At 43.5% G+C, this 18,576-nt stretch carries 16 protein-coding genes; 1 reads left to right on the forward strand and 15 read right to left on the reverse strand.

Features of this window, described 5'->3' with window-relative positions; all coding sequences use genetic code 11:
* Positions 1-11 precede the first annotated feature (11 nt).
* The 10 genes from H8Z82_RS13060 to H8Z82_RS13105 form a co-directional block, all read right to left on the reverse strand.
* Positions 12-1,478 carry a sodium-dependent transporter gene (locus H8Z82_RS13060; protein WP_186995359.1) on the reverse strand — a complete coding sequence of 489 codons (1,467 nt, stop codon included), beginning with the start codon at positions 1,476-1,478 and terminating at the stop codon, positions 12-14.
* Positions 1,479-1,517: 39 nt separating this feature from the next.
* The gene (gene secA, locus H8Z82_RS13065; RefSeq protein WP_019162914.1) at positions 1,518-4,091 is read right to left on the reverse strand and encodes a preprotein translocase subunit SecA; all 2,574 of its coding nucleotides are present in this window, start codon (positions 4,089-4,091) and stop codon (positions 1,518-1,520) included.
* A gap of 139 nt (positions 4,092-4,230) precedes the next feature.
* Positions 4,231-5,733, reverse strand: a complete 1,503-nt coding sequence (gene malQ / locus H8Z82_RS13070; RefSeq protein WP_279289728.1) for a 4-alpha-glucanotransferase — start codon at positions 5,731-5,733, stop codon at positions 4,231-4,233.
* Positions 5,734-5,893: 160 nt separating this feature from the next.
* Positions 5,894-6,421, reverse strand: a complete 528-nt coding sequence (gene hpf / locus H8Z82_RS13075) for a ribosome hibernation-promoting factor, HPF/YfiA family (RefSeq protein WP_186995361.1) — start codon at positions 6,419-6,421, stop codon at positions 5,894-5,896.
* A 156-nt stretch (positions 6,422-6,577) separates the two neighbouring features.
* Positions 6,578-7,348, reverse strand: coding sequence for a phosphoribosylformimino-5-aminoimidazole carboxamide ribotide isomerase (gene hisA / locus H8Z82_RS13080; RefSeq protein ID WP_186995362.1), 771 nt, complete (start codon positions 7,346-7,348; stop codon positions 6,578-6,580).
* 191 nt (positions 7,349-7,539) lie between these two features.
* A complete protein-coding gene (locus tag H8Z82_RS13085; protein ID WP_186995363.1) occupies positions 7,540-7,926 on the reverse strand; it encodes a hypothetical protein in 387 nt (128 codons plus the stop codon).
* Between the two features lie 232 nt (positions 7,927-8,158).
* Positions 8,159-8,920 carry a 4-hydroxy-tetrahydrodipicolinate reductase gene (gene dapB / locus H8Z82_RS13090; RefSeq protein WP_019162920.1) on the reverse strand — a complete coding sequence of 254 codons (762 nt, stop codon included), beginning with the start codon at positions 8,918-8,920 and terminating at the stop codon, positions 8,159-8,161.
* Between the two features lie 35 nt (positions 8,921-8,955).
* Positions 8,956-9,849 (reverse strand): 4-hydroxy-tetrahydrodipicolinate synthase, encoded by an 894-nt coding sequence (dapA, locus tag H8Z82_RS13095; RefSeq protein ID WP_173743601.1) that lies wholly within the window; start codon positions 9,847-9,849, stop codon positions 8,956-8,958.
* A gap of 71 nt (positions 9,850-9,920) precedes the next feature.
* Entirely contained in the window at positions 9,921-10,448 is a 528-nt protein-coding gene (locus H8Z82_RS13100) for a cob(I)yrinic acid a,c-diamide adenosyltransferase (protein WP_186995364.1), read from the reverse strand.
* Positions 10,449-10,602: 154 nt separating this feature from the next.
* Positions 10,603-11,229 (reverse strand): single-stranded DNA-binding protein, encoded by a 627-nt coding sequence (locus H8Z82_RS13105; protein WP_173743602.1) that lies wholly within the window; start codon positions 11,227-11,229, stop codon positions 10,603-10,605.
* A gap of 267 nt (positions 11,230-11,496) precedes the next feature.
* Here H8Z82_RS13105 and typA point away from each other — a divergent pair, with 267 nt between their 5' ends.
* Complete coding sequence (gene typA, locus H8Z82_RS13110) at positions 11,497-13,329, forward strand: translational GTPase TypA (protein WP_055150693.1); 1,833 nt, start codon at positions 11,497-11,499, stop codon at positions 13,327-13,329.
* A gap of 49 nt (positions 13,330-13,378) precedes the next feature.
* Here typA and H8Z82_RS13115 read toward each other — a convergent pair whose 3' ends face one another.
* The 5 genes from H8Z82_RS13115 to H8Z82_RS13135 all read right to left on the reverse strand — a co-directional run bounded on the left by H8Z82_RS13115 (position 13,379) and on the right by H8Z82_RS13135 (position 18,361).
* On the reverse strand, positions 13,379-14,467 hold the full coding sequence (locus H8Z82_RS13115; RefSeq protein WP_186995365.1) for a class II aldolase/adducin family protein: 1,089 nt from the start codon (positions 14,465-14,467) through the stop codon (positions 13,379-13,381).
* A 114-nt stretch (positions 14,468-14,581) separates the two neighbouring features.
* On the reverse strand, positions 14,582-16,141 hold the full coding sequence (cls, locus tag H8Z82_RS13120) for a cardiolipin synthase (protein ID WP_186995366.1): 1,560 nt from the start codon (positions 16,139-16,141) through the stop codon (positions 14,582-14,584).
* 42 nt (positions 16,142-16,183) lie between these two features.
* Positions 16,184-17,251, reverse strand: coding sequence for an FUSC family protein (locus tag H8Z82_RS13125; protein WP_186995367.1), 1,068 nt, complete (start codon positions 17,249-17,251; stop codon positions 16,184-16,186).
* 101 nt (positions 17,252-17,352) lie between these two features.
* Positions 17,353-17,868, reverse strand: coding sequence for a flavodoxin family protein BilS (gene bilS / locus H8Z82_RS13130; RefSeq protein ID WP_186995368.1), 516 nt, complete (start codon positions 17,866-17,868; stop codon positions 17,353-17,355).
* 103 nt (positions 17,869-17,971) lie between these two features.
* Complete coding sequence (locus tag H8Z82_RS13135; RefSeq protein WP_019162929.1) at positions 17,972-18,361, reverse strand: hypothetical protein; 390 nt, start codon at positions 18,359-18,361, stop codon at positions 17,972-17,974.
* Positions 18,362-18,576: the final 215 nt, after the last annotated feature.

An 18,576-nucleotide genomic window follows, 5' to 3' on the forward strand; every position in this document is an offset into this window, starting at 1 on the left:
ACTTATTTATCTTATCTTTTCCTTTTACCTGTACCAAATGCACAGTAAAACACAAAACCAAGCAGTGCCAGTGCTACGATCATCCAGCCAGTCAGCACTCCTGTTCCCATACCTGCAAATTTATCATAATATCCCTTCAGATAAATGACGATTACAATAGCGGGAATGCCATAAGCTACATAACCTCTCAGGCTCTTGGGAAATTTCATTCCTTCACCTGCATTGACTTCTGCAATAAAATTATCCCATCCCCAGCCATTTTTTCTGGTACAGAACAAAAGATATCCCAGACTGCCCAGTGGCAGAAGGTTATTGGAGACAATAAAATCCTCCAGATCCATAATGGTGCTTCCCTCTCCCAAAGGCTGAATGCCAGACCATACATTGAATCCCAGCACACATGGAAGACTTAACAATATTACCAGAACCGCACACACCAATACACTTTTCTTACGATTCCATCCAAACAGCTCCATATTAAATGCGATCAGATTCTCAAATACAGCAATGATCGTTGAAATCGCTGCAAAACTGAGGAAAAGGAAAAACAGGCTTCCCCACAGCGCCCCTCCGCTCATTTTCGCAAAAATATTGGGCAAAGTGATAAAGATCAGGCTTGGGCCTGCATCCGGCTGGATTCCATAAGAAAAGCATGCCGGGATAATAATAAATCCTGCTGTCAGTGCCACAAAGGTATCCAGCACTGTAATGCTTACAGCCTCCCCTGTCAGACTTCTGGATTTATCCAGATAGCTTCCGAAGATCAGCATGGCACCGATGCCTATGGACAGAGTAAAGAACGACTGGCTCAATGCCGCAAAGATCACATTTCCCAATCCTGCATCTCTGATTTTCTGAAAATCAGGAATCAGGTAGAATTTAATTCCCTCACCGGCTCCGTCCATCATTACAGAATGAACTGCCAGAACCAGCATAATGATCAGCAGAGCGCTCATCATTACCTTGGTAATTTTCTCAATACCATTCTGCAATCCCATGAAGCAGACGATAAAGCCTATTACACAGACGATCACCATCCACAGAACCATGGTAGGTGCATCTCCCATCATATTGGAAAAAGCCCCTGTAACAGCCTCGGTATCCGCTCCCACAAAATCTCCCCGCAGGCTTTTAAAGCAGTAATACAACATCCATCCGCCTACAGTAGTGTAAAACATCATCAGCATATAGCAGCCGATAATGCCTATGTATTTCAGAGGTTTCCAGCAGGTTCCCTCCGGTGCCAGCCTGTCAAAACATTTTGCAACACTGACATGGCTTCCACGGCCTACAGCGAACTCTGACACCAACACCGGAATTCCCAGGATCACCAGAAAACACAAGTAGATCAGAATAAAGGCCGCTCCGCCATATGCTCCACATATATATGGAAACTTCCACACGTTTCCTATACCAATGGCACATCCTGCAGACACCAGGATAAAGCCAAGGCGGGAGCCAAAAGACTCTCTTTTCATAATAATTTCCCCCTGTTGATATGATTTAACACATCAGCATCAGGCTGGTTTCTTGCGTCCGCAGCACTGTTTATATTTCTTTCCGCTTCCACATGGACACGGATCATTTGGGTATACCTTGATTTCTTTTCTCTGAACCGGCTTCTTCACACCACTGTCATCCTTATTGGTTCCGGTAACCTTGGCAACCTGCTCTCTCTCTATCTTCTGCTCTACATGTACATGATACAGCATACGGAGAGTATCCTCCTGGATAGAATTGATCATTTCATTAAACATATCAAAGGCATTCATCTTGTACTCAACAACCGGATCTCTCTGTCCATAAGCTGCCAGTCCAATACCCTGACGAAGGATTTCCATATCATCAATATGATCCATCCATTTGCTGTCAATGCTCTTCAGCAGAACTACACGCTCCAGCTCACGAAGCTGCTCCGGTTCCGGGAACTCAGCTTCTTTTGCTTCATAAAGCTTCACAGCCTCTTCCTTCAGTTCATGCTTGATCTCATTTCTTCTCTTGCCTTTTACACTCTCCGGTGTCAGAGGTTTGAGAGGAATGATCGGGCTGATAGCTCCGTTGAATTCATTCAGATCCCACTCTTCAGAATCTACATCATCAGAGAAGCACATATCCACATAGCTGTCTACTGTATCCTGGATCATATTGTAAATAGCATCCCGCATGTTCTCACCATCCAGCACCTGACGACGCTCTTTGTAAATGATCTCACGCTGTTCATTATTAACCTGGTCATAATCCAGAAGATTTTTACGAATACCAAAGTTATTAAACTCAATCTTCTCCTGTGCTTTCTCAATAGCATTGGAAAGCATCTTATGCTCGATCTGCTCATTCTCGGCAACGCCCAGAGAAGTAAAGATCTTCATCAATCTCTCAGAACCAAACAGACGCATCAGGTCATCCTCCAGAGAGATATAGAAACGGGATTCACCCGGGTCTCCCTGTCGACCGGAACGTCCACGGAGCTGATTGTCAATACGTCTGGATTCATGACGCTCTGTACCGATGATCATCAGGCCACCGGCATTTCTTGCCACATCATCCAGCTTAATATCCGTACCACGACCAGCCATGTTAGTGGCGATGGTAACTGCCCCTGCCTGACCTGCCTGTGCTACGATCTCTGCCTCCAGTTCATGGAACTTGGCATTCAATACATTATGCTTGATTCCCTGTCTCTTCAGCATGCGGCTGAGTAATTCAGAAGTTTCGATTGTAATTGTACCAACCAGTACAGGCTGCTGTTTTGCATGAGCCTCCACTACAGCATTGACAACTGCATTGAATTTCTCTTTCTTTGTCATATAAACAGCATCTTCATGATCAACACGGATAACCGGTCTGTTAGTCGGGATCTCTACAACGTCCATTGCATAGATATCACGGAACTCTTTCTCCTCTGTGATAGCTGTACCTGTCATACCGCCCTTCTTGTCATATTTATTAAAGAAGTTCTGGAAGGTAATAGTTGCCAGAGTCTTACTCTCACGTTTAATCTTAACATGCTCTTTTGCTTCAATCGCCTGATGAAGTCCATCGGAATAACGACGGCCCGGCATGATACGTCCGGTAAATTCATCAACGATCAGGATCTCATCATCCTTTACAACATAATCCTGATCTTTGTGCATCAGGTTATGTGCACGAAGTGCAAGAGTGATATTGTGCTGGATCTCCAGATTTTCCGGATCAGCCAGGTTCTCAATATGGAAGAAATTCTCAACCTTATGAACACCCTGCTCTGTCAGATTGACGATCTTATCCTTCTCATTTACAACGAAGTCACCGGTCTCGATAACCTCCTCGCCCATAATAGCTGCCATCTTGGTCATCTCATGGCTGGCTTCACCACGCTCTAACTGCTGTGCAAGAATATCGCAAGCCTCGTATAACTTGGTTGACTTACCGCTCTGTCCGGAAATGATCAGCGGGGTACGTGCCTCGTCGATGAGAATAGAGTCCACCTCATCGATGATACAGTAGTGCAGATCTCTCTGAACCAGCTGTTCTTTATAGATAACCATGTTGTCACGCAGATAATCGAAACCAAGCTCATTATTGGTGACATAAGTAATATCACAGTTATATGCAGCACGACGCTCGTCCTGCTTCATATCATTCAGTACAACGCCTACTGTCAGTCCCAGGAATCTGTGGATCTGTCCCATCTCATCTGCATCACGCTTTGCCAGGTAATCATTGACAGTTACGACATGCACACCTTTGCCCTCCAGGGCATTCAGGTAAGAGGGAAGAGTAGCTACCAGAGTTTTACCTTCACCGGTTCTCATCTCTGCGATACGACCCTGGTGGAGAATAATACCACCGATAAGCTGTACACGGAAATGCTCCATGCCCAGAACACGCTTGCCGGCCTCACGGACAACTGCGAATGCCTCCGGAAGAAGATCATCCAATGTCTCTCCCTCTTCCAGACGTTTCTTAAACTCTCTGGTCTTTCCTTTCAGTTCCTCATCACTTAACTTCTGCATCTCCGGGCGCAGACTTTCAATCTTGTCCACCAGCGGCATAATACGCTTTACCTCTCGCTGGCTGCGGCTCCCGAATACTTTTGAAAACATATTCATAAATTTAACTCCTGTTTATCTTTTTTAGAGCATACACTATCTCATTTAATACACAACAATGACCATTTTAACACTTTCCATGGTGGAACACAATAAATATTTCATGAACAAACCAAGAACAAAACCACAAGCCAGGGACTTAACTTCTGCCTGTCTTTACAATCAGACGGCCATAAGAAGCCAGTTCCTTCTCTGCCTGTACAAAATCCGGCAGGTGCCATTCCCAGTTAGGGGAACCGATAGTTCCAGGTGTATTAATATGGCCCTCTTTTCCAAGTCCAAGAATATCCGCCAGCGGAATAATAGCATATTCTGCCTGATTACCCAGAGTATAAGCCAGCACTCTGTCCTTTACAGATCCCTGTTTTGCTCCGTTGCGCTTCAGGAATTTGCGGAATTTTCTCTTGGCTGCTGTGCTAAGTCTGCCATACCATTCCATCACTGTATCATTATCATGAGTTCCTGTATAGAAGATCATATTTTCCACATCATGGAAAATATCTCGGGCATATTTTCCACCTGTTTCAACAGAGAAAAGGAAGACCTTCATTCCCTTCAGATGGTAATGATCCTTCAGGGTAAGTACTTCCGGGCGAAGATCTCCCAGATCCTCAGCCACCAGGTTCAGTCCCGGAATCTTCTCCTGCAGAATATCAATAACCTCATAACCCGGTGCCTCGATCCACTCCCCTTCAATGGCAGTAGGGCAGGAAGCAGGAATCTTCCAGTATGTGTCAAATGCACGGAAATGGTCAATACGGATAATATCAAAAAGTTTATTACTATATCCGATCCTGTCTATCCAGAACTGATAGCCTTGCTCTTTCATATGCTCCCAATCATAGATTGGATTTCCCCATCTCTGTCCTACTGCGCTGAAATAATCCGGTGGTACCCCTGCAATAAAAATCGGACGTCCATCTGTGTCCAGAAGGAAATTATCCTTTCCGCCCCACACATCCACAGAGTCCTGTCCCACATAGAAAGGAACATCTCCCATAATCTGGATTCCTGCTTCATTGGCAGCTTTCTTTACTTTCATCCACTGGGTATAAAAAATATACTGAAGGAACATCTGGTATCTTGCTTCTGCTTCTGCCTCTGTACCCAGTACGTGTCTCTTCTCAGGCCAGGTACGGTCTTCCTCTGGCCATTCATTCCAGCAGGCTCCGTTGTTTGCTTCCTTTAATGCACGGAAGACACCATATTCATAGACCCAGGATTGAGCAGCAAACTCTTTATACTCTGGTTTCTCATAGCCCTTTTGCTCCACAAAAGCCATAAATGCCGCTCTCAGATAGGGCTCTCTGTACTGACGTACTCTTTCATAATCCACTTTTTTACACTTTTCCAAAAAAGGCATTGGTGATTTTTTGAGCAACCCCTCCTCTGCCAGAGTATCCAGACTGATATAAATATCATCTCCTGCGCAGGAAGAATATGGCTGATAGGGAGAATTTCCATACCCTACAGGGTTCAAGGGAAGAATCTGCCAGATCCTGACATGATTTCTCTTTAACAATTCTATAAAATGAAATGCTGCTTCGCCAAGCTCTCCTGCACCTACACGGGATGGGAGTGCGGAAACTGGCATTAATACTCCGGCTTCTCTCATAATGTTATGTTCCTCTTTTCTTTTCAGGATTTTTGCAGCTACCCATTTTCACAGCTGCAATTTCCTTACATTTTATCATATTTTCCATACTACGTCAAAACTCACAGATAAATAAAAACAGCCAGGCCGGAACCTGGGAAATTTCCCTTTCCAAACCTGGCTGAATTTTTATAATCTTGTAAAATTTCTAGAATTCCGGCTCGATCAATCCGTAAGTATTACCTTTACGTTTGTACACTACATTTACCTGATCTGTCTCTGCATTATAGAATACAAAGAAATTATGTCCCAGAAGCTCCATCTGTACACATGCATCCTCCGGATACATTGGCTTGATGCCGAATTTCTTGGTACGGATGATCTTAACTTCTTCGTCTTCCTCGTAATCCTTGTCCAGATATGCTTTCTGGAAATTGGCTGCTGCCTGCTGTTTGTCTACCAGTTTATTTTTGTATTTGCGAAGCTGACGTTCAATGACCTCTTCCACAAGATCAATAGATACATACATATCATTGCTGATCTGCTCAGAACGGATGATGTTGCCTTTTACAGGAATTGTCACTTCAATTTTCTGTCTTTCTTTTTCAACACTTAAAGTTACTACAACCTCGGTGTCAGGAGTGAAATACCTTTCCAGTTTGCCGAGCTTATCCTCTACCGCCGTTCTCAGTCCCTCGGTAACTGCTATATTTTTTCCGCTGATGATAAATTTCATGCTTCCATCCCCTTTGCTGTTTGATGAACCTATTATAACACACCTTTCCGAATTTTAACATCATTTTATAAAAATTTCACATTTTTTCTGTTATTTTCCTATGTATTCTCTAATTCCTGCCGCAATTATAAAGGTCATGCAGATTCAGTATACCTTTTAGCGCAGTTCTGCAAGCTCTCTGAACGGGATTTTCCCTCCAAAAAGATCCAGTGCACTACCTACCGTAACATCCAGATTATTTTTCCCATATTTTCTCAGCAGTTCAATATCAGCCATAGAACCAACACCTCCGGCATAGGTAACCGGCCGCTTTGTATATCCGCTGAGGAGCTCCGCCAGCTCCGTCTCTACTCCATGGGCTTTTCCTTCTACATCCACTGCATGTACCAGGAACTCATCACAGTGTTCACCCAGCTCTTCCATAGTCTCCAGAGTTACCGGTACATCTGTGAATTTCTGCCAGCGGTCTGTAACTATATAATAGCTGTTTTCCTTTTTTCTGCAGCTTAGATCCAGGACAAGATGTTCCCGTCCTGCAGCCTGCTCCATTTCCTCCAGTTTTTCCCAGGAAATCCTGCCATCCCTGAATACATAAGAGGTAACGATCACATGGCTGGCTCCTGCATCCAGATAAACACCTGCATTTTGAGGATTCACCCCACCTCCAAGCTGCAGACCTCCGGGATAAGCCTTCAGCGCCAGAAATGCCTGTGCCCTGGTTGCCTCATAATATGGGGAATCCTGGCTGTTAAGAAGGATCACATGCCCACCGCTTAAGCCGGCTTCCCTGTATAACCTGGAATAAAATGCCCCATCTTGCTCTGACACAAAATTCTCCTCTGCCTGGTCCTGCACATCTGTCAGGCTTCCTCCTACTATTTGCTTTACTTTTCCATTATGTATATCAATACATGGGCGAAATCTCATATTCTTTTCTACCTCCGTATATTTTTATCTGCAGTGGCTGCCGCCTTACACTTTATCATGATAATACCATAAATTATCTCAATACCGCAACCCGGGACTTACAGTGCGGATTTATTGTGTTACTGTTCACTTCGTTCCCAGCAACGATCCCATCCCATAAATCCGCACTACCGTTCCAAAAAGCTTAGGGCTTACCTTCCTTCCGTGGCATTTCCCACTGCATCTCCCACATCCTCAACAGCATTTCCCACGCCTTCGCCCAGATCCTTTACACTGTTTCCAAGCTCACCGGATACGGTGCCATCATTGTTGCTGTCTTCTTTCTTTTGTTCTTCCCCATTCTCACCTGTTTCCCTGTCATCTGAAGGCTTCTCATCTGTACCCTTCTCATCTTTTTCACTGCTGTCTGTATCCTTCTTATCTACACTCTCATTTTCTGCCATATTTTCCTCTGTTGTCTTGTTATTCTCTTTTTCCACCTCGTCCGCATTATTATTACTGCTCCCACAGGCTGTAAAAATGGCCAGAGTCAGAATCAGCACAGCGCCCACTAAAATTTTTTTTGCATTTTTTCTCATATTTTTCTCCCTTTCTCCGGGTCTTCCACCCTGACAGGACAGATTCTTCCGGAATTAATATTGTACGTTACCGATCACAGAGTGAACAGTAACCTTTGTATGTTTAATATGTGCAAAAAAATTTGTACTATACTGGAAAAACTTACTTTTTCGTGCTCTTGCCAAAAATAAAAATTAATAAAAAAAGAGGAAATACATTTACAGATAACATAAATGTATTTCCTCTTTTGTATTATTTAGCGCTGATCACATCGCTCATTTCATAACGTCCTGCCGGTTTACCTGCCAGGAACTTGGCTGCTTCAACTGCTCCCTTGCCAAATACGGCCTTGGAATATGCAGTATGCTTAAACTCGATCACTTCATCGGGACCTGCAAAGATCACTTCATGCTCTCCCACGATCGTACCGCCTCGTACAGCAGAAATACCGATTTCTTTATCATCACGCATCTGACGTCTCTGGCTGCGGTCATAAGTATAATGATACTGGTTATCCATAGCCTCATTCAGGCTGTCTGCCAGAGCCAGTGCTGTTCCGCTGGGTGCATCCAGTTTCAGACGATGATGTTTCTCCACGATCTCCATATCGAAACCTGCTGTAGCCAGAACTTTTGCCGCATCCTGGAGCAGTTTCATTAATGTATTAATACCCAGAGACATATTGGCAGATTTCAGAACAGCTACTTTCTTCGCTGTCTCTTCCACCTTCGCAAGCTGCTCCTCGCTTAATCCCGTAGTACATAAAACTACCGGAAGCTTACGTTCTGCACAATAATCCAAAAGTGCATCTGTCGCTTTGGCAGAAGAAAAATCGATCAGAGCATCTGCTTCTACCTGACATTCTTTCATATTTGTGTAAACAGGATAGCTGTTCTTACCCTGGTCTGCTACATCAATACCAGCTACGATCTCCGCATCCGGATCCTGTGCTACAAGTCCGGAAATCACCTGCCCCATGTGGCCGTTGCAGCCATGCATAATAATCTTTACCATTTGTAATTTCCTTTCAAATTCCGTTGTCCTGTTCCTTATGCCAGTTTGATACCGAAGTCCTTCATAGCCTGTGCCAGAACTGCTTTATTTGCATCATCCATTTCTGTCAGCGGCATACGAAGCGGGCCTGCTTCCTTACCCATCAGGTTCAGGGCTGCTTTTACAGGAATAGGATTTACTTCGCTGAATAATGCATGGATCAGTGGGATTGCCTTTAACTGGATCTCAGCCGCACCCTTGATATCTCCTTCCAGGAATTTCATGACCATATCATGAGTTTCCTTTGGAGCCACGTTAGAAAGTACGGAAATCACTCCAAGTCCGCCAAGGGAAAGGATCGGCAGTACCTGGTCATCATTTCCGGAATACAGTTCAATGCATCCGTCAGCCATGGACATCATCGTTGCGATCTGTGACAGATCTCCGCTTGCAGCCTTGATACCAACGATGTTCTTTACGTTCTTTGCAAGAGCTACTGCTGTTGCAGGCTGAATGTTACATCCGGTACGGCTTGGTACATTATACATAATGATCGGAGTTTCCGGTACAGCCTCAGCGATAGCTGTATAATGGGCGATCAGGCCCTTCTGTGTTGCCTTATTATAATAAGGAGTTACCACCAGCAGTGCATCTGCACCATAGGAAGCAGCCTCTTTTGACATCATGATCGCAGTTTCTGTACAGTTGGAACCTGTACCTGCAATAACAGGCACTCTTTTATTTACTTTGTCAATTGCAAATTTGATTGTTTTAAGATGTTCTCCATGAGTCATAGTAGATGATTCACCTGTAGTTCCACAGATGATAATGGCATCTGTACTGTTGGCGATCTGGAACTCCAGAAGCTCCTCCAGCTTATCATAATTAACCTTACCATCCTCATACATAGGGGTTACAATCGCAACGCCCGCACCTTTAAAAATTGCCATTTGCTTTCCTCCTTGTTCTTCTGTATCTATTATTTTTATTATCGACTTTCTGTCTCAATAGCCTTTTTACGTTACTGTTCACTCCGTTCCCAGCACCCCGCTTCGCAATGCAGAAGTTCTGTAGTCAGCGTGGTTACACTGTCTGCATATTTACGCAGTCCCTCCGGTAAAACTCTTCCTGTAAGAATAATATGCATACTGTCATCCTTCAGCTTCAGGATCTCCTCCAGTGCCTCCTCTGTGGCAATTCCATAATCCAGCAGTCCGAGAATCTCATCCAGCAGCAGAAAATCACACTCCTGAGTAGCGATTACCTTTCTCGCAAAATTCAATGCATTCAGGATATTATTATTTTCTTCCTCTTTTTCCTGGTCATTAAGCTGCTCATAGCATTTCTCCATCTTTTCAAACCGGAAAATCTTGATATCCTGATTCTCCAGCTCCTCCAGAAAATCCAGTTCTCGCCGCTCCTTACCTTTCAGAAACTGAATAATGATCACACTCTTACCGTTGGCAGAAGCTCTCAGGCACTGGCCAACTGCCAGAGTAGTCTTGCCTTTCCCACTTCCACAGTAAACTTCTGTAAATTCCTTTTCCATGACAGACAATTCCTCTTAATCTAATAAAATAAGGTCAGAGTCAAAAGGTATCTGCCTCTGACCTGAATTGTTTTTGAATACGCTTATATTACCTCAGTTTCTGAATAATTGCAAGTAAATGTTATTTCCCGGCGCTGTTCACAAAACCTCTTTTTTATTCTATATATTCCAATTTGCTCACAGATACCTCATAAGCCACTCTTTTCTCTGTCTCATTTTCTCCTGTCCGTTTCATATATTCCCTGCTCTGGATTCTGCCCCAGATCAGTACATGGCCGCCCACCTCAAAGGCAGAAGCATATCGGGCATTTCTGCCCCAGCAGATGCAAGGTATGTAATCAGATTTTCCATAAGGTCTGTTCACAGCCAGAAGCAGATCCGCAATCTCCCGTCCCAGAGGAGTTTTCCGATATACCGGAGGTTTACAGATATAGCCATCCAGAAAAATCTGGTTTACCGGAACTGTATCATCTTCTTCCTCTACAAATTTCAGTTCTCTGGTAAACACAGAAAGCACCAGACGGTTATGTTTCTCCTCATGCCTGTTATAGGAACGAAACTGTCCGTGAATCTCTACATACTCTCCAATATAATCCTGTGTCACATCGATCAGCCGTTCCGAAACCATTACCGGAATCCTGTCCTCTGAATCACTGAGCCTTTTTACCATAAGCTCTGTCATATAAAAGCCTTCACCAAACACCTGATGACTGAAGGTGAATCCTGCTGCAATCTTGCCCATCATTGATACCTGATTGTTTTCAATAATTTTATCTGCCATAATTTGTTCTCCTTCCTCTCAGGACAGACTGCAGTTTCAGTTCTCCTGCCCTGGCGTACCTTATATTGTTCTTTATAAGGTTATGTACAGGCTTTCTTGTTTAGAACCAGAATCGGTAAAAATAAAAAAAATTATTTTAACACCTTGTAATCTGTGGAAAATGTGGTAAACTGGAAAATCGGGTAACTTATTGAAGAAAAAAACACATATAATAGGAATAAATACATTACCAATCATTCAGATTTAAAGAGGAAAGGAAATCATTTTATGAGAACAAAACGTGAAGACGTCCGTAACGTAGCCATTATCGCACACGTTGACCACGGTAAAACAACTCTGGTTGACCAGCTTCTGAAGCAGAGCGGTGTATTCCGTGAGAACCAGGAAGTTCAGGAACGTGTCATGGACTCCAATGACATCGAACGTGAACGTGGCATCACTATTTTATCCAAGAATACAGCTATTCATTACAAAGATACAAAGATCAACATTATCGACACACCAGGACATGCTGATTTCGGTGGCGAGGTAGAACGTGTACTTAAGATGGTAGACGGTGTTATTCTTCTCGTTGATGCTTTCGAAGGTGCTATGCCTCAGACTAAATTCGTTCTTAAGAAAGCCCTTGAACTTGATCTCCATGTAATCGTTTGTATCAACAAGATCGATCGTCCGGAGGCTCGTCCTGACGAGGTTGTAGATGAAGTTCTGGAACTTCTTATGGATCTTGGTGCTTCTGATGAGCAGCTTGACTGTCCGTTCCTGTATGCTTCTGCAAAAGCAGGTCATGCTGTGATCGACTTAAATGATACTCCTAAGGATATGGCTCCGCTGTTTGACGCTATCCTGAAATATATCCCGGCTCCGGAGGGAGATCCTGATGCAGATACTCAGGTTCTGATCAGTACCATTGACTACAACGAATATGTTGGACGTATCGGTGTAGGTAAAGTTGAGAATGGTACAATTGCAGTAAATCAGGAGCTGACTCTGTTAAACCATCATGATCTGGACAAACGTAAGAAAGTTAAGATCAGCAAGCTTTATGAGTTTGACGGTCTGAACAAGGTTGAAGTAAAGGAAGCTACGATTGGTTCCATCGTTGCTATTTCCGGTATCGCAGATATCCACATCGGTGATACTCTCTGCGGTGGAGAGAACCCTGAAGCAATTCCTTTCCAGAAGATTTCCGAGCCTACCATTGCCATGAACTTCATCGTAAATGATAGTCCTCTGGCAGGCCAGGAAGGTAAATACATCACATCCCGTCATCTCCGTGACCGTCTCTACCGCGAGCTGAACACTGATGTCAGCCTGAGAGTAGAAGATACTGAGACAACAGAAGCATTCAAGGTTTCCGGACGTGGTGAACTTCATCTGTCTGTCCTGATCGAGAACATGAGACGTGAAGGTTATGAATTCGCAGTAAGTAAACCGGAGGTTCTGTACAAAACAGACGAGCGTGGCAAAAAGCTTGAGCCAATGGAAATTGCTTATGTAGATGTTCCGGAAGAATTTTCCGGTACTGTAATCCAGAAGCTCAGCGAACGTAAGGGTGAACTGCAGGGTATGAGTACCGCCAGTGATGGTACTGTCCGTCTGGAATTCCACATCCCTTCACGTGGACTGATCGGATTCCGCGGTGAATTCCTTACTTCCACCAAGGGTACCGGTATTATCAATACTATGTTTGACGGATATGCTCCTTATAAGGGAGATTTCCAGTACAGAAAACAGGGATCTCTGATCGCATTCGAGGCTGGCGAAGCTGTTACTTATGGTCTGTTCGCAGCTCAGGAGCGTGGTACTTTATTCATAGGACCTGGAGCAAAGGTTTACAGTGGTATGGTTATCGGACAGAATGGCAAAGCTGAAGATATTGAGTTGAACGTATGTAAAACAAAGCATCTGACCAACACACGTTCTTCTTCCGCTGATGATGCGCTGAAATTAACCCCGCCTAGAGTTCTCAGCCTGGAGCAGGCTATCGACTTCATCGACCAGGATGAACTTCTGGAGGTTACACCGGAGTCTCTCCGTATCCGTAAGAGACTGCTGGATTCCAGAGAACGTAAGAGAGCAGCTTTCAGAAAAGCCTGAAAATAATTTAAAAGGGAGTGTGAAAAAATTTTCACACTCCCTTATTATATCATTTCTTACTGCGGTATGCTTCTGCTTCCCAATGTGTGATAAAGTATGTAATATCATCTGTCATGTGAAGCGGTCCGCCAAAGCTTTCTGCATATACTGCAAGCTTGATCGCATCTTTTACAAGAAGCTGTGCTTTTGCAGCTTTTCCCTTATCATCTTCCATAATAAAGGCGCCAACTCCCTGTACCAGGATCAGTCTTGGCTCTTTGTCATTCTCTTTCATAAATGTGTCCAGCGCATCTTTTGCCTGATCAATATTTTCTACAAATAACGGATATGGTCCACAGTATACAATGTGATCCGGTGTAAATGGTTTCAGAAGGGGTGCAGCCGCTGCTTTATCTTTTACAAAATGATCAGCTTCTGCTACAGGTACCACTTCTACTGCATGTCCCAGTAACTGGGAAAGCTTCTCTGCTGCCTGCTCTTTTTCAGGTGTAACAGCATCACTGACATCAGCAGTTCTCTTCACCTGTTTCTCCAACTTGCCAATTACATCGTCAAATAAAACTCCAATTTCCTCTACAGTATTTGCTGCAACGAAAATTCCGTGATTCTGAAGCAGAAGAACCTGAACATCTTTTCCGAATTCTTCTTTATAAGCATTCATTTTCTCATAACAGATACGCGCAAGTGTATAACCTGGTTTGCAGATATCGATCCAGAGTACATCTTTTCCAAGGAGCTGTTCGCTGAGTTCCTTTGCGCCTTTTCCGCAGGTCAGTCCGTTGACAAGTGTAGGATGAACATGCAGTACATAAGTATAAGCAAATAAGTTGTGAAGCAGTGCTTCCACACTTGGACGTTTTGTTTTGTCAGCATCTGTTACTGCAGCCATAACATCTGCAAGATACAGTGATTCACGTTTGACATCATCTTCAGGATAATCTGTCTTCATGATCTCATTCAAACGTGCTCTGCTCATTTCCACAAATTCCTCTGCCTTGATTGTGGCAAGCTGTGTACCAGAGCCTTTTACATACAGTGTGGTGTCGTCTTTTACTGAAGTATTACCACCGCCTGCAAGAACATAAGCAGGGTTGCTTCCATAAGTATTTGACATTTTTACTAAGGTTGAAAGATCCATAGTTAAAATTCCTCCCATATTTTAATAGTTTTGCTATTACTCATTCCATTGTACACGATATTCTGCTTTTTTCCAAGTGTTATAATGTTACTGTGAACGGAGTAAGCAGTAACGTTATAACAATCCCGCAAATAATCTCATAAACAGCTGTCCCAGGCGCAGATACGCGCTACGTCCGGTACTGTACTGTTCTGTCACTTCACGGCATTCATCCATGGTTGCTGCAAGATCATTTCGGATATCCAGAACTGCCTGACAGTCTGCCATAAAGCAGCCGTTTTCAAAATGATGATACAGACTTCGGTAATCCAGATTTATGGTTCCGCAGGTTGCCATACAATCATCTGCCACACTCATCTTTGCGTGACAGAAACCAGGTGTCCATTCGTAAATACGCACTCCATGCTTTACCAGTCCATGGTAAAAGGATCGTGTGATATTGTAGATCATCTTTTTATCCGGAATACCAGGTGTAACGATCCTTACATCTACCCCTCGCTTGGCTGCCAGACACAGAGCATGGGTCATTTCATCTGTGATGATCAGGTACGGAGTCATAAACCAGCAATATTTTTCCGCTTTATTCACCATACTGATATACACTTCTTCACCTACCTGTTCATGATCCATAGGACTGTCCGCATAGGGTTGGATAAATCCTGTCTGCTTTGCCTGATAATCTGTCTGAACCAGAAATTCGGTAAAATCACTGTCATTTTTATCCTTATCACTGACAGCATTCCACATCTCCAGGAATGTTACTGTCAGAGAACGGACAGCCTCCCCCTCCAGACGGATACCTGTGTCCTTCCACTGTCCATAAGGATGTGTGAAATTAAAATATTCATTAGCAAGGTTATAACCGCCGGTAAATCCTACTTTTCCATCGATTACTGTGATCTTGCGGTGATCCCGGTTATTCAGAAACACATTCAGACCCGGAGTAAAAGGATTGAACACTCTGCAGTGGATTCCCACATTTTCCATTTTCTTAATAAAGTCTGTATTGATAAATCCAATGGAACCCATGTCGTCATAAAACACTCTGACTTCCACTCCCGCCTTTACGCGGTCTTCCAGAACCCTCTGGATTTTATGCCAAGCCTGTGCATCCTCAATGGCATGATATTCTATAAAAATAAATTTCTCTGCCTTTGCCAAGTCTGCAAGCTGAGCCTCCAGCCCTTTAACTGCCTCATCATAATAAATAACATCTGTATTCTGATAGACCGGATAGAAGGCATTTCTCTGTATGTAATCAGCGATATTGCCTGCCTTTGGAATCTTCCTGCCAAGCGTTTCTCTGCACTCACTGTCATCAGGAAGCAGCGGCAGAAGTTCCCTGTCAATCTGGTCATAGCGCTCCCGCATTTTATGAGTGCCGCCGTTGAGACCGATCAGTAAGTACAATCCTACTCCCATAATGGGGAATACAAGGATCAAAATAACCCAGGGCATTTTCATAGATGAGGTCTGGTCTGATGCATACAGCTTAAGAACCAGCACACCTGCCAGAAGTCTTGTCATCAGATTGACAATCTCCGCATATTGATTCAGCTTTGTAAGCATAGCAATGATAAAAGCTGCTTCCAATAAAATACATACTACAGAAAAGCATAATCGTTTTACACCATTTTTCGTTTTCGCCCTGCCTTCCAGGGTATTCTGTTTCATGTTCTTTCTCCTCCCTCTGCTAATTATATATTAATGTTCCCTTTATCCCTGGAGACTTTCTGTGCATCTGTTTGCACCTATGTATTCTGCTACTTTATCTGTCACTTTATTGCAGATCACCGTATAGGCTGCTCCCAGAACATTGGCACCTATACGAAGTGCTACTGCTGCCGGCATTCCGAAGATTCCTGCTGCAATAGACAACGCTCCAAATGTATTAAATGCAGTCTGCCACGGATATCCTGCTGAATATCCAACTCCGATTCCTCCGATCATTCCAATGTACGGATACATGGATTCCGGAAGTACCAGATACAGCACAATAAACAGCAGACAGCCCACAACATTAAACATTCCTCTGCTCACAGACCTTGGGATACAGTCCTCTGTAAAAGGCAGACATACGGACATACAGGCGATTCCTGCCCACATTGCTCTGGGAAGTCCCAGAAGATTCATAAACAGCATTGCGCTGGATACGATCAGTGTCAGTTTCACATACCATCTGCTTCTTGCTGACTTAAGATCAAATTCCCGGAACAGATCCAGGAAGGTTCTTCGATAAGCTCTGTTTCTCTGATTCTTATAGAATACGATCATACAGATCACCATTCCCACCAGCAGCCCGATCACACGGAAGGTGTATTCCCTTCCTGTCACATCATAGCCCAGAAGCAGCAGATATCCCAGCACAAAGGTGGAATGATTGTACATAATCACATTGTGACAGCCCAGTATCATCAGCAATAAAATACACACAACATTCACTGCAAACGCAGCTAACGGAGGCACCATATTTGCCAGACGGGGGCCTGCCATAAGTATACCGAAGATCCCTGCAATGGAAAGCAGTCCATGTGTCGTCCTGATCCCGAAATCTGCCTGTCGCAGCACAAGCACTGCCAGTAGAACAGTAACACCAACTACACTGTTGCTGCTTCCTGTAAGCTTGCTGTACATGCTCACCACTGCTACGCAAAAAGCCATGACCAGATACACTTTAAAATTATAGATTAAAATGTGTCGTCTTTTCTCTTTTGGGTCTGTGGTGCTTCTGATCAGCTGTTTGGAGCCGGTCGAACTCAATTGTAATTCCTGATAAAATGTCATATCTCGTTACCTCTCTTTCGCGAAAATCTATAAAAATTTATGAATTACCTTTTTTAGTAACGAGCACTATACCGCAGTTCCCTCTGTTAGTCAAGACTTAATTATTTTTTCAGGTCTCTTCTGATTATTTCTTCCAGTCTGTCCAGATCCTCATTGTCAGGGTGAGACAACGCCCTGTCAAAATTCTGGATCAGTTCATCCAGGTTCGGCGCATGATTCGGCTTCTCCTTCATCATTACGTATCTGTCCCTGACTGACTGGGGCATTTTCCCCTGACACATAAATTCTCCCATCACTGTATTACTCTCATCCACAGATTCTTTAACTTTCCCGAGAACCTGCTGGAAATAGGCTTCACTGCCTCCGAAACCTGCTGTTCCAAACAGAAAGATCTTCTTGTTTTTCAGACTCTTTAACAGTTCAAGTGTTGCAGGATCTGCATTCCCTATATCTGTCCAGAATCCAATGTATAATATGTCGGAAGAGAGAGCCTTTGCTCCTTCTGTTCCAAAATAGTCACAGTTTTCCTCAGGCAGTACCTCCCTGATCTTCTCCGCAAGCTTCTTTGTGTTCCCTGTTTTACTGCTGTACAAAATTGAATATCTTTGTGTTTCCATGCTGTCTTGCTCCTTTTCGTTTATGCACTCTCGGAGTCTTCCTTGTATTTGCTTTTGTAAAAAGATTCCGAGAGTACATTTTTATCTGCATTATTTATATCAGTTATAAATCTTCACCAGACACTCCATCCCGTAACCTTTTCAGCAGCTCCTCCATACTTTCTCTCAGCTTTTCATTCTTATTATACTGGACCAGCACCACCGTAACAATGGCAGACAGAATTATGCATCTGCGGATCAGTTTTCGAATACGGATACATCTCTTTACATCTTTTCTTCCCTTTTCATAGAGCTTCTCTGCCATCCTGTCAGCTCTGGCATCTTTGCAGGCAATATAATCATCAATCACCTGCTTATCCTCCTCACAGATATCCAGATTCTCATACTGACTCCTCAGCTCCTCAAGTTCTGCATTATTCTGTCTGATCATTGTATCTTTGCGGTTAATTCTCTCAGCTGCACTCCGGCTCATTCTCTCTGTTCGTTTATTCATGATAAAAACTCCTTTCGTTTATTTTTTATTATTTCCTATTTTAAACTTTTCTCAGGCTTTTCTCAATAAAATATTGAAAACAAAAAGCACCTGCTTTGATCTGCCCCTTGTCAAGTAGACAAGCAAAATATTCAAAATGAATTTCTAAATGTATCCGCCATGTCTGATTTGATGTGGCGGGTATTTATGTTTATGAAACATTTATTCCACGGCCA

The sequence above is a fragment of the Blautia difficilis genome (assembly GCF_014297245.1).
GTDB lineage: Bacteria > Bacillota > Clostridia > Lachnospirales > Lachnospiraceae > Blautia_A > Blautia_A difficilis.